The sequence below is a fragment of the Betaproteobacteria bacterium genome (assembly GCA_016720855.1).
Taxonomy (GTDB): domain Bacteria; phylum Pseudomonadota; class Gammaproteobacteria; order Burkholderiales; family Usitatibacteraceae; genus FEB-7.
In genome coordinates, this window is sequence record JADKJU010000005.1 from 68,507 (window position 1) to 81,419 (window position 12,913).

General features: G+C 66.2%; 9 protein-coding genes and 3 tRNA genes. 1 reads left to right on the plus strand and 11 read right to left on the minus strand.

Going from position 1 to position 12,913, the window contains the following annotated elements; translation table 11 throughout:
• Nucleotides 1-6: 6 nt before the first annotated feature.
• The 11 genes from IPP91_18055 to rimP all read right to left on the minus strand — a co-directional run bounded on the left by IPP91_18055 (nucleotide 7) and on the right by rimP (nucleotide 9,756).
• Entirely contained in the window at nucleotides 7-720 is a 714-nt protein-coding gene (locus tag IPP91_18055; protein MBL0143947.1) for a DUF3313 family protein, read from the minus strand.
• 43 nt (nucleotides 721-763) lie between these two features.
• Nucleotides 764-838 (minus strand) — tRNA-His (locus tag IPP91_18060).
• 35 nt (nucleotides 839-873) lie between these two features.
• Nucleotides 874-950 (minus strand) — tRNA-Arg (locus IPP91_18065).
• 28 nt (nucleotides 951-978) lie between these two features.
• Nucleotides 979-1,055 (minus strand) — tRNA-Pro (locus IPP91_18070).
• Between the two features lie 82 nt (nucleotides 1,056-1,137).
• Nucleotides 1,138-3,285 carry a polyribonucleotide nucleotidyltransferase gene (gene pnp, locus IPP91_18075; GenBank protein ID MBL0143948.1) on the minus strand — a complete coding sequence of 716 codons (2,148 nt, stop codon included), beginning with the start codon at nucleotides 3,283-3,285 and terminating at the stop codon, nucleotides 1,138-1,140.
• A gap of 126 nt (nucleotides 3,286-3,411) precedes the next feature.
• The gene (rpsO, locus tag IPP91_18080; protein ID MBL0143949.1) at nucleotides 3,412-3,681 is read right to left on the minus strand and encodes a 30S ribosomal protein S15; all 270 of its coding nucleotides are present in this window, start codon (nucleotides 3,679-3,681) and stop codon (nucleotides 3,412-3,414) included.
• A 103-nt stretch (nucleotides 3,682-3,784) separates the two neighbouring features.
• Entirely contained in the window at nucleotides 3,785-4,678 is an 894-nt protein-coding gene (truB, locus tag IPP91_18085) for a tRNA pseudouridine(55) synthase TruB (protein MBL0143950.1), read from the minus strand.
• Between the two features lie 9 nt (nucleotides 4,679-4,687).
• A complete protein-coding gene (gene rbfA, locus IPP91_18090; GenBank protein MBL0143951.1) occupies nucleotides 4,688-5,062 on the minus strand; it encodes a 30S ribosome-binding factor RbfA in 375 nt (124 codons plus the stop codon).
• A 25-nt stretch (nucleotides 5,063-5,087) separates the two neighbouring features.
• Entirely contained in the window at nucleotides 5,088-7,763 is a 2,676-nt protein-coding gene (infB, locus tag IPP91_18095) for a translation initiation factor IF-2 (GenBank protein ID MBL0143952.1), read from the minus strand.
• A gap of 23 nt (nucleotides 7,764-7,786) precedes the next feature.
• Nucleotides 7,787-9,274, minus strand: a complete 1,488-nt coding sequence (gene nusA / locus IPP91_18100) for a transcription termination/antitermination protein NusA (GenBank protein MBL0143953.1) — start codon at nucleotides 9,272-9,274, stop codon at nucleotides 7,787-7,789.
• Between the two features lie 17 nt (nucleotides 9,275-9,291).
• Entirely contained in the window at nucleotides 9,292-9,756 is a 465-nt protein-coding gene (gene rimP / locus IPP91_18105; GenBank protein ID MBL0143954.1) for a ribosome maturation factor RimP, read from the minus strand.
• Between the two features lie 295 nt (nucleotides 9,757-10,051).
• Here rimP and IPP91_18110 point away from each other — a divergent pair, with 295 nt between their 5' ends.
• Nucleotides 10,052-12,766 (plus strand): TonB-dependent receptor, encoded by a 2,715-nt coding sequence (locus IPP91_18110; protein MBL0143955.1) that lies wholly within the window; start codon nucleotides 10,052-10,054, stop codon nucleotides 12,764-12,766.
• The last annotated feature ends 147 nt before the right edge of the window (nucleotides 12,767-12,913 follow it).

Sequence of the window (12,913 nt, forward strand, 5' to 3'; positions counted from 1 at the left end):
GAGAGCCTAGCGCGACGGGGGTTTGCGCTCCCGCTGGAGTGTTTCGGGCAACGGCGAATTCGCCTTGAGTTCCTGCAGCCCCTTGGCCGCGACCAGCGCCCAGACCGCAAACATCTGGGCAAACTGCTCGCGGTTGGTGACGGAGTCGGTGGCCTGGGCCCGCGGAGTCTTCAGCGTCTCGCGGTGGTCGGCGACCCGCCCGAGCAGGGTTCCCGTCAGGGAATCCCGTATGTCCATGCGCAGCGTGGCCTCCCCGGCTTCCACCGTGTAGAGGCGCGTTCCGGCGGCGTTCAGCACATCGGGCGCGTTCACGTAGAGGTCCACGACGCGCGGCGAAACCTCGAGCACGTCGCCGCCGGGGCTCGTCACGACCGCGTAGCCGGAGGACCTGAAGGCCTGGGCCCAGATCTCGTCGAATCCGGATCGCGCCGCCTCGACGATCTTGCGTGCGTCCGACTTGGTCACCTGGCTCGGGCGCGCCCCGCGATTGCTGTTCATGTCGCGCAGCCAGTCCTTCTGGAAGGCTACATCGGCGTTCTTGAGCAGCACCTTCGTGTACGGCCGGAAGTCCGCACCCGGCAGCAGCCAGGCCCGGTCCACGTTGCGTGCCTTGATGGCGACGAGTCCTTCAGCGTCGGACGCCGCCGGTGACTGCGCAAGGCAGGTCTTACCCGCAAGGCAGGCGAGCACCACGATGGCGGCTCGAATGAGGATTTTCATGATGTGCCTCCTTGCCTCGGCGCCCGGCCCGGCTTGGCAATGATGGGGTGGCTGATGGGATTCGAACCCACGACAACTGGAATCACAATCCAGGACTCTACCGCTGAGCTACAGCCACCACTGCCGGCCTCGATTCGCGAGGCCGGAAAAAACTGGCACGCCCGACAGGACTCGAACCTGTTACCCCCGGCTTAGAAGGCCGGTGCTCTATCCAAATGAGCTACGGGCGCAAACCGAACCATCCAAGGGCGGGAAAACTGGTCGGGGTGGAGGGATTCGAACCCCCGACAACTTGCTCCCAAAGCAAGTGCGCTACCAGGCTGCGCTACACCCCGTCGGATACATCCAAGGCGAGCGCGGATTATACGCTGCCCTCGCCTCGGACCCTACACCACGGGCTCTTCCAGCCCGGACCGTTTACTGCGCCGGTGCGCCGCCGTCGCCCGCGGGGGCGGTCGCCGGCTCCTCACGCCTGGCCGGCGGGTCGAGCAGCACCTTCCGGGACAGCCGAACGCGGCCTTTGTCATCGGCCTCGAGCACCTTCACTTTCACGATCTGGCCTTCCTTGAGGTAGTCCGACACCGCGTTCACGCGCTCGTGCGCGATCTGCGAGATGTGCAGCAGGCCGTCCTTGCCCGGCAGCAGCTGCACGATCGCGCCGAAGTCGAGCAGGCGCACGACGGGGCCTTCGTACACCCGGCCCACTTCCACGTCCGCGGTGATCGCCTCGATCCTTCTCTTCGCGTCCTCGCCGGCCTCGACCGACAGGCAGGCGATGGAGATGGTGCCGTCGTCCTCGATGTCGATCGTGGTGCCGGTCTCGCGCGTGAGCGCCTGGATCACGCTGCCGCCCTTGCCGATCACGTCGCGGATCTTGTCCGGGTTGATCTTGATCTTGATGACGCGCGGCGCGTAGGTGGAGAGCTCCTCGCGCGGACCCGGCACCGCGGTCTTCATGAGGCCGAGGATGTGCATGCGGCCCTCGCGCGCCTGGTCGAGCGCGACCTTCATGATGTCCTTGGTGATGCCGTTGATCTTGATGTCCATCTGCAGGGCGGTGATGCCCTTGTCCGTGCCGGCCACCTTGAAGTCCATGTCGCCGAGGTGATCCTCGTCGCCCAGGATGTCGGTCAGCACCGCGAAGCGGCCGCCTTCCTTGATGAGGCCCATGGCGATGCCCGCCACGTGGCCGTGGAGCGGCACGCCCGCGTCCATGAGCGCAAGGCAGCCGCCGCAGACCGAGGCCATCGACGAGGAGCCGTTCGACTCCGTGATCTCGGAGACGACGCGAAGCGTGTAGCCGAATTCCTCGCGGGTCGGCAGGACGCCCAGGAGGGCACGCTTGGCCAGGCGCCCGTGGCCGATCTCGCGGCGCTTCGGGACACCGACGCGGCCCGTCTCCCCGGTGGAGTACGGCGGGAAGTTGTAGTGCAGCATGAAGCGCTCGGTGTACTCGCCCGTCAGCGCGTCGATCCTCTGCTCGTCCTGCCCCGTGCCAAGCGTGGCCGTCACGATGGCCTGCGTCTCGCCGCGGGTGAAGAGAACGGAGCCGTGCACGCGCGGCAGCAGCGTGGGGCGGATGGAGATGGGGCGCACCGTGCGCGTGTCACGGCCGTCGATGCGCGGCTCGCCGTTGAGGATCTGGCCGCGCACGATCTTCGACTCCATGTCCTTCAGGATGCCGCGCACGACATTGCCGTCGGCGGGCGGGTCGGCGTTCACGACACACGCTTCCAGCACGCGCTTCTTCACGTCCTCGAGCTTCTCCTGGCGGATCGACTTCGATTTCACGCGATAGGCGTCGCCAAGGTCGTTCTCGGCGATGGTGCGGATCTTCTCCACGAGCGCCGGGTCGTTCTGGGCAGGTGCCCAGTCCCAGTCGTCCTTGCCGCCCTCTTCCGCGAGTTCGTTGATCGCCTTGATCGCGGCCTGCATCTGCTCGTGGCCAAACACCACGGCGCCCAGCATCACTTCCTCGGACAGTTCGCTCGCCTCGGACTCGACCATGAGCACGGCCTGCGCCGTCCCGGCCACGACGAGGTTCAGCTTCGAGCTTTCCAGCTCCGTCTTCGTCGGGTTGAGGATGTATTCGCCATCGAGGTAGCCCACGCGGGCCGCGCCGATGGGGCCATCGAACGGGATGCCGGCCAGCGTCACGGCGGCGGAGGCGCCGATCATCGCGGGGATGTCGGAATCGACTTCCGGGTTGATCGACAGGACCGTTGCGACGACCTGCACCTCGTTGTAGAACCCGTGGGGGAAGAGCGGGCGCAGGGGCCGGTCGATGAGACGGCAGGTGAGGACCTCCTTCTCGGAGGGTCGGCCTTCACGCTTGAAGAAGCCCCCGGGGATGCGTCCCGCGGCATAGGTCTTCTCCTGGTAATCGACGGTCAGGGGGAAGAAATCCTGCCCCGCTTTCACGTCCTTGCGCGCAGTGACGGCCACCAGCACAACGGTATCGTCCATGGTAACGAGCACGGCGCCGTCGGCCTGGCGCGCGATTTCGCCGGTCTCCAGGGTCACCTGGTGCCGACCGAGCGCAAAAGTCTTCTTGATGGGTTTCACGGGTATCAATCCTCTTGGAATGGGGAAAACTTCGCCCGGCGGCGGATCCTGACCGGGCTCCCGGCGAAAAAACCCCGCGCACGCCCGGAAAGGGATCGTCGCGGGGTCGTTGTTCCCGGGGGCTGCCTACTTGCGGATGCCGAGGCGTTCGATCGTCGAGCGGTACTTGTCGACGTCGCAGCGCTTGAGGTAGTCGAGCAGGCTGCGGCGCTGGCTCACCATGTGCAGGAGTCCCCTGCGCGAATGGTGATCCTTCACGTTCGCCTTGAAGTGGTCGGTGAGGCTGTTGATGTTCGCGGTAAGAAGGGCGATCTGCACTTCGGGAGACCCGGTGTCACCCGCCCCACGCTGGAATTCGGAAACAACGCGCGCCTTGTTGGCGGTGGTTACGGCCATTGCTGAACTCTCCTGGGCGATTCGCCCGTAATGATGGTCATGATCTCGGGGAAAGGGTCATTTTAGCAAGTTTCAGGGCTCAAATTCAAGCAGAATCAGAGGCCTACCCCATCGGGCCGGTCGTCATGAGGCGTACGGCAGCCAGGCCGCCGTTCGCCACCAGTGCCACGCCGATGAATCGGCCCGCCGGGTCGAAGACCGCCCGCTCCCCCGCCGGCCAGCCGGGGTCGGCGACGAGTTCCTGTCCGTTTCGGATGGCCCAGGCCTCCTGCTCGCCCAGGTCCGACCGGGGAAGCGACTGGACGAGCACCTCGACCGGCAGCAGCCTCGCCCGTGCCGCCTCGATCCCCATGTCCGCCAGCGCGTCAGGGGACGCGGCTTCCTCGATGCCGAAGGCTCCGGTCACCGTCCTGCGCAATCCGGTGAGGTACGCCCCGCATCCCAACCGCTCTCCCAGCGCTTCCGCCAAGGTTCTGATATAGGTTCCTTTAGAGCATTTAACCGAAATTACGAGCTTTTCGCCGGAGAACTCCACAATCTCCATCCGGTCGATCCGAATGACCCGGGGTTCGCGAGCCACCTCGACCCCTTGCCGCGCCAGGTCATAGAGGCGCTGCCCCTGGATCCTGACGGCAGAGTGCATGGGGGGTATCTGCGTCGAAACACCCATTAGCTCCCGCGAACAGGCCTCGATCTCCGAAATTGAAATACAAATCGGAGTCCCGGGCACGATCTCGCCTTCCGTATCGCCCGTCGTGGAGGTGGCCCCCAGGCGAAGCGTGGCGATATAGCTCTTGTCCGAATCGATCAGGAATCGCGAGAACTTGGTGGCCTCGCCGAAGACCAGGGGAAGCAGCCCCGTGGCAAAGGGGTCGAGGGTTCCCGTGTGGCCTGCCTTGCGGGCATCCAGGGCCCGCTTGGCCATGGCCAGGGTCCGCGTCGAAGTGATGCCCGCGGGCTTGTCGACGAGGAGAACCCCGTCCGGTCCGCCGGCCATTCGGAATCCTCAGTCGGTGCTGTGCGGCGGGGCCGGCGGCAGCGGGGCGACCGCCTCGTCGATGAGGCGCGAAAGCCTCACGCCGTTCTCGATCGACCGGTCGTAGGCGAAGTGCAGGTCGGGAACGGTCCGCGTCGAGAGGCGGTGCGCGAGACCCGCCCTCAGGAACCCGGCTGCGCGGGTGAGCCCGTCGCCGCAGGCTTGCGCCTCCTCGGGCGAGCCGAGTGTCGTGAAGAAGACCTTCGCGTGCGCCTGGTCGCCGGCAAGCTCGACGCCGGTGATCGTGACGAGCTTCACGCGCGGGTCGCGAAGCTCCAGGCGGATCAGTTCCGAAAGCTCGCGCTGGATCTGGTCCGCGATACGGGCGAGACGCGCAGTGCTCATGGCGGTGCCGTGCCCCGGCAAGGGCTCAGGCGAGCGTCCTCGCCACTTCGACGACCTCGAACGCCTCGATCATGTCGCCGACCTCGACGTCGTTGAAACCCCGGAGCGACAGGCCGCACTCGAAACCGGTCTTCACTTCCTTCACGTCGTCCTTGAATCGCTTGAGCGAGTCGAGCTCGCCCGTGTGAACGACGACGCCGGCGCGCACGAGACGGACCTGCGAGCCGCGCTTCACCAACCCCTCGGTCACCATGCACCCGGCCACGGTGCCCACCTTCGAGATCCTGAACACGTTTCGCACCTCGACCATGCCGAGGATGGATTCCTTGCGTTCCGGGGGCAGCATGCCCGTGACGGCGACCTTCAGGTCGTCGACCGCGTCGTAGATGATGCTGTAGTAGCGGATGTCCACGCCGGAATGCTCGGCGAGCTTTCTCGCGGTGGCATCGGCCCGGGCGTTGAAGCCGATCACCACCGCCTTGGAAGCCAGCGCGAGGTTCACGTCGGACTCCGTGATGCCGCCTACTCCGGTATGGATGATGTTGACTTTCACCTCGTCGGTCGAAAGCTTAGCGAGCGCATGCGCGAGACCCTCGTAGGAGCCCTGCACGTCCGCCTTGATGATGAGGGCCAGCGACTTGGCGGGGCCCGTCTCGGCCATCTGCTCCATGGCGCTCTCGATCTTGGTCGCGTGCTGCTTGGCGAGCTTCACGTCGCGGAACTTGCCCTGGCGGAAGAGCGCGATCTCGCGCGCCTTGCGCTCGTCGTTGAGCACCAGCATCTCGTCGCCTGCCCGCGGCACTTCCTGCAGGCCCTGGATCTCGACCGGAATGGCCGGGCCGGCCTCGTTGACCGGCTTGCCGTCCTCGTCGGTCATGGCCCGAACGCGTCCAAACACGGCGCCGGCGAGGACGTTGTCGCCCTTCCGGAGCGTGCCGGACTTCACGAGTACGGTCGCCACCGGTCCACGGCCCTTGTCGAGCCGCGCCTCGATGACCATGCCCTTGGCCGGCGCGTTCACTACCGCGCGCAACTCGAGCACCTCGGCCTGGAGCTGGATCGCCTCGATGAGCCGGTCGACGCCCTGCCCCGTCTTGGCCGAAACCTCGATGAACTGCGCATCGCCGCCGAATTCCTCGGAAACCACGCCGTGCGCGAGCAGGTCCTGCTTCACGCGCTGCGGGTTGGCCTCGGGCTTGTCGATCTTGTTCACCGCCACGATCATCGGCACGTTCGCGGCCTTGGCGTGGTTGATGGCCTCGATGGTCTGCGGCATGACTCCGTCGTCGGCGGCCACGACCAGGATCACGAGGTCGGTGATCTGGCTTCCGCGTGCGCGCATCGCCGTGAAGGCCTCGTGGCCCGGTGTGTCGAGGAAGGTGATGACGCCGCGCGCCGTCTTCACGTGGTAGGCGCCGATGTGCTGCGTGATCCCGCCCGCCTCGCCCGCCGCGACCCGCGCCTTGCGGATCGTGTCGAGGAGGGAGGTCTTGCCGTGGTCCACGTGGCCCATCACGGTGACGACAGGTGGCCGGGTCTCGCTCAAGTGCGCGGACTCTCCGGCATCGGCCTCGGTGAGGAAGGCCTCGGGGTCGTCGAGTTTCGCGAGCTTGGCCGTGTGGCCCATCTCCTGCACCACGATCATGGCCGTTTCCTGGTCGATGACCTGGTTGATGGTGACCATCGAGCCCATCTTCATCATGGTCTTGATGACCTCGGCCGCCTTCACCGCCATCTTGCGCGCAAGGTCCCCGACGCTGATCGTCTCGGGAACGAGCACTTCGATCACTTTCGGCTCCACCGGAACGCTGTGGGCGGACAAGGGGTCCTCGTCACGATGGCGCGAGCCGCGCGCACCCGCGCGCCAGCCACCGCCGCGTCCGCCACCTGCGTCGCCGCGGGTCTTCATCCCGCGGCGCTTGGCCATTTCGTCGGCCCACGACGTGGTCGGCCGGGCCGGCTTCTTCACGGCCTTTTTCTCGTCGGCCCTGATGGCCGGGCGATGGAGCGTGCCTTCGCTCGCCGGCGCCTTGGCATCCGGGACCGCCCCGGCTTCGGCGGGGGCCTCGGCCTTCACTTCCACGAGTACGGGGGCCTGCGCCTCGGTGGCGAGCTCCTCGCCCTTCTTGCGCATGACGCGTTTCTTCTTGACGCCCTCGCCCTCGACGGGAGTCGCGGGGGCGGCCTCAGTGGGAGCGGCCGCGGCGGCAGCCGCGGCGGCAGCCTCGGCCTCTTCCTTCTTGGTCTTCGCCTTCTTGGTCTTCGACTGGGCATCCGCGGCCTGGCGCGAGGCCAGCTCGGCCTGGCGGCGGGCCTCCTCCTCGCGCTTGCGGACCTCGTCCTGGTCGATGATCGGCGCCGCGGGCGCCGCGGGCTTCTCCACCTCGACCGGCGTCTCCGGCTTGTCGACCTTCACGAAGGTGCGCTTCTTGCGAACCTCCACCTGGATGGTGCGCGCCTTTCCGGTCGAATCGGCCCGCTTGATCTCGGTCGTCTGCTTGCGCGTGAGCGTGATCTTCTTTTTCTCTTCCTTGTGGCCGTGAACTTCACGCAGGTAGTCGAGCAGGCGCGTCTTGTCCTGCTCGGTCACGGGGTCTTCCCCGGCCTGCTTGCTCACGCCGGCGGCCTGCAGCTGCTCGATGAGCCGCGGCACCGTGAGCTTGAGCTCCTCGGCGAACTGGGCGACGTTGGATTTGGCCATTGACGTTCCTTCCCGGGCGGCGATCAGGCCTGCGCCGGCTCCTTGAACCACGGCGCGCGCGCCGTCATGATCAGCTGGCTGGCCCGCTCATCCTCCATGCCGGTGAGCTCGGTGAGCTCCTCGGTCGCAAGGTCTGCGAGCGCATCCATCGTGGTGATGCCCTTCGAGGCAAGCAGCCGGGCGGTCTGGCCGTCCATGCCTTCCATGCTTTCGAGGCTGCCGGCGGCGCTTTCCACCGTCTCCTCGTGCTGCAGCTCCTCGGTGAGGAGCGCGTTTCTCGCGCGACGGCGCAATTCGTTCACCGTCTCCTCGTCGAACGCCTCGATCTCGAGCATCTCGTTGATCGGCACGTAGGCAACCTCGTCCATGGACGTGAAGCCCTCCGCCACGAGGATGTCGGCGACTTCCTCGTCCACGTCGAGCTTTTCCATGAACAGGGCGCGCAGGCCCTCCGTCTCGGCTCCGGCCTTTTCCTTGCGCTGCTCGACCGTCATGATGTTCAGTTCCCAGCCGGTGAGCTGGGAGGCGAGCTTCACGTTCTGGCCAAGCTTGCCGATGGCGATCGCCTGCTGGTCCTCCTCGACGACCACGTCCATCGCGTGGCGTTCCTCGTCCACGACAATGGAGCTCACCTCCGCCGGCGCCAGGGCGTTGATCACGAACTGCGCCGGGTCCGCAGACCAGAGGATGATGTCGACGCGCTCGCCGGCCAGTTCCTGCGTCACGGCCTGCACGCGCGAGCCGCGCATGCCGACGCAGGTGCCCATCGGGTCGATGCGCCGGTCGTTCGACTTCACCGCGATCTTGGCGCGCAGCCCGGGGTCGCGCGCGGCCGCCTTGATCTCGAGCAGGCCTTCCTCGATCTCCGGCACCTCCAGCTCGAAGAGCTTGGCGAGGAAGTCGGGCGCGATGCGCGAGAGGATGAGCTGCGGTCCGCGCGCCTGGCGGTCGATCTTGTCGATGTACGCCCGCACGCGGTCGCCCACGCGCAGGTTCTCCTTGGGGATCAGGTGGTCGCGGGGCAGCATCGCCTCGACGCGCCCCGATTCCACGATGAGGTTGCCGCGCTCGGCGCGCTTCACCGTGCCGGTCACGAGCGACTCGCCCCGCTCGAGAAAGTCGTTGAGGATCTGCTCGCGCTCGGCGTCGCGGATCTTCTGCAGGATCACCTGCTTGGCGGCCTGGGCGCCGATGCGCCCGAAGGTCTCGGGCTCGAGGGGTTCCTCGAAGACGTCCCCGAGCTTGGCCTCCGCGTTCTCGGCCAGCGCGTCCGTGATGGCCACCTGGTGGGCGGGCTCCTCGTGGTCCTCGTCGGGCACCACCGTCCAGCGGCGAAACGCCTTGTATTCGCCCGTCTCGCGGTCGACCTCGACCCGGACGTCGACTTCGTCCTTGAAGCGCTTCTTCGTGGCCGAGGCGAGCGCCATCTCGAGCGCGAGGAACACCACGTCCCTCGGCACGTTCTTCTCGCGCGACAGCGCATCGACCAGCAACAAGAGTTCCCGCGTCATTTCCAACACCTCCAGCGTCAAACGTCCGGCACCAGCCGGGCCCGGTCGATATCCGTCATCGCGACCGACCAGCGCTTCCCCTCGACTTCGATGAGGACATTCCCGTCCTCGACCCCCGCGATGCGTCCTTCCAGGCGGCGCCTGCCGTCGCGAGGCAGCTTCAAGCGCACCGAGGCATCCCTGCCCGCGAAGCGCGCGAAATCCTCCAGGCGCTTGAGCGGCCGGTCCAGCCCCGGCGACGACACTTCCAGGCGCTCGTAGTCGAATCCCTCGACGGCGAAAACCCGCATCAGGTGGCGGCTTGCCGCGGCGCAATCCTCCACGGTGATCCCTCCCGGCTTGTCGATGAAGACGCGCACCATTCCGCCTCGCGACTTCTCGAGGTCCACGAGCTCGTAGCCCAGGGACCCCAGGGTTGCCTCCAGCCAGTCTTCGTTGCCCGAAATCGGTTTCACAAACAAAAAATGGGCGCTGCCGCCCATCTGGTTTCCGAAACCACAAGATTGTAGCAGCAATCGCCCCCGCCCGGTATCCCGGCATGGCTTTACCGCCCCGGGCGCGCGCCACTTCCAGACTCCGAAAAGCCGGCCCGCCGGGATACCGTGCTCCCTCGCGGAATGACGCCCCGGCGATTGCGGGAGCCCGCCTTCTGCAATATGCTGCGCGGGTTTGCCATTGGCGCCCGAGAATCTCCCGGCCTGTTGTCGCCAGCCTGGCGCCGAAGCCCTTTAGAGGACATGCCATGGTCACCATTACGTCAGCCAAACCGGAGAAATGATGAAACAGATCAGGAAGAAGCAGCTCGTACGCGTCGTGGCGCAAGCCCTGGGCACCGGGGTCGCCCTGTCGATGATCGCGGCCGGAGCCCTGGCCCAGCAGGCGCAGAAGGTCGAGAAGATCGAGGTCACCGGCACCAACATCAAGCGCGTGGATACCGAGACTGTCGCCCCCGTCGAGGTCATCACTCGCGACCAGATCGAGCGCTCCGGCCAGCCGACGGTTGCCGACGTGCTGCGCAACATTCCCGCCAACAGCGGCGGCAGCTTCAGCGAGAGCTTCACCAACAGCTTCGCTCCGGGTGCCGCCGGCATCTCCCTGCGCGGCCTGGGCCAGAAGACGACGCTCGTCCTCCTCAACGGCCGCCGCACCGCCGGCTACGGGTTTGCGCAGAACCTCCAGGACACCTTCGTCGACCTGAACTCCATTCCCAGCGCCGCCGTCGAGCGCATCGAGATCCTCAAGGACGGCGCTTCCGCCGTGTACGGCTCCGACGCCATCGCCGGCGTGGTGAACGTGATCCTGCGCAAGGACTACAAGGGAGGGGAGATCGGCGGCTTCGTCGGCCAGTTCGAGGGCAAGAACGACTACCGCCTGAACCTCACCGGTGGCATCGGCGACCTGGCCACGGACCGCTACAACGTCTTCGGCGTGTTCGACTACTACAAGCGCGACCTGCTCATGCTCTCCGACACGGAGTTCGGCCACACGCGCGACATGCGCGGCTATGACGGCGGGCGCAACTTCCAGTCGCTCACGGGCGGCGGCACGTGGCGCCAGCTTACCGCGGCGAACGCGCTCACGGCCAACCAGCGGTCGATCTCCAGTTGCCGCGGCTCGGTGATCGACGGACCGACGGCTGTCAACGCGGGCCTCATCGGCGCCCCGGCCGGCAACACGTCGTTCAACATCCCGGGCAACACGTTCTGCGCGCAGGACTTCAACAACGAGTTCACCGCCTTGCCGGATACCGAGCGGACGGGCTTCCTCGGCCGGGCCACGCGCGAGTTCTCGGCAGCGACCACCGGATACGTCGAACTGGCCCTGAGCCGGATCTCGACCTTCCAGAAGTTCCAGGACCCGTTCTTCGCGGGAACGACGGGGCTAGTCGCCACGACGGCCGGACTTCGCCCGTTCACCTACAACATCAACTTCGCTCCCGGCGTCGCGGGCAACCCGTTCCCGACCAACGCGCGCTACGTCGGCGTGCTGGGCGACATGGGCACGCGCGATACCGAGGTCACGTCCGACACGCTCCGCTTCCTCACCGGCGCCACCTACACCTGGAACAAGTGGGATTTCGACAGCGCCCTGGGCTACTCGAAGAACGAGGTCGAGGCGATGAACTTCAACCGCCTGTCGCTTTCCGGGACGAGCGCCGCGTTCAGCGTGCCCAGCACGCCGCAGCCGCCGGTTCCGATCTCCAGCAGCGCCACCTACAACCTGAACAACTTCAACGGCAACTCGGCTGCCGTCCGTGACAGCATCCGCGCCGACTTCCCGCGCAATTCCGATTCGGAGCTTTTCTTCGTCGACACCAAGAGCTCCACCGAGATCGGCAAGCTGGCCGGCGGCGGCATCGGGCTGGCAATCGGCGCCGAATACCGCGAGGAAAAGCTGAAGGACACGCCGGACCCGCGCGCCTCGTCGGGAGACATCCTGGGCCAGGGCACGACGGCCACCGACGGGAAACGCGACAATTTCGCGATCTATGGCGAACTGGCGCTGCCCTTCACGCAGATGATCGAGGGCCAGATCGCGCTGCGCTACGACCACTACAGCGACTACGGCAGTTCGACGACCCCGAAGGTCGGCGTGAAGTTCCGCCCGACGTCGAACCTGATCCTGCGCGCCAACTGGGGCCAGGGATTCCGTGCCCCGACACTGCCGGAAATCTCCCCGTCCACGGCGACCTTCTTCACCTCCGTGATCGATCCGCTCACGGGCCAGAACACGCAGATTTCGGGCGTCTTCGCGGGCAACCCGGGCCTGGAAGCCGAGAAGTCCACCACCACCACCGCCGGCATCGTGTGGGAGCCGACCCGCGACTTCAACATCGGCCTGAACTACTACAACATCGAGTGGAAGAACATCGTCGGCTCCGACAGCTTCCAGTCGATCGTGAACGACGGCGGCCCGCGCGTGATCCGCGATCCGCTGACCAACGCGATCGTCACGGTGCTCAACAACTACCGCAACCTCGCCGTCACCAAGACGAACGGCATCGACCTCGATGTCCGGTACGCGATCAGCACCTCCGTGGGCAAGTTCACGTCCCGGGCCAATTTCTCCTACATCGATTCCTTCAAGGAGGACGGCGTGGAGACGGTAGGCACCAACGGGGGCACGAACACCATGCCGCGCACCCGCGGGACGCTGACGCAGGACTGGGACTACGCGGGCCTGGCTGCGACGCTGCAGTACAACTACATCCGCGGCTATTACCAGCAACTGCTTCCGGGCTCCTATTTCACAGGACAGGATGCGAGCTACCAGACCGGCGCCTACCACGAGCGGATCGACAATTACTTCACGTGGGACCTCTTCGGCCGCTACCAGGTCAACAAGAACCTGCGCCTGACGGCCTCGGTCACCAACCTCGACAACAAGAAGCCGCCCTACGACCCGGGCTTCAGCGGCACCTACCTGTACGACTTCAGCATGTACAACGTGATCGGCCGCACCGTCCGCGTGGGATTCAACTACACGATGTAATCGGCATCCCCGCCGGCCCAAGCGGCCGGGGATGATCCTTGCCGGACACGGACCCGCAGGCACCTGCCTGCGGGTCTTTTTTTTGCCTTGCTCCCTGCGCCGGGCCGACGCGTTGCAGAAATGCGACAAATATCGAGAAAATGTTGG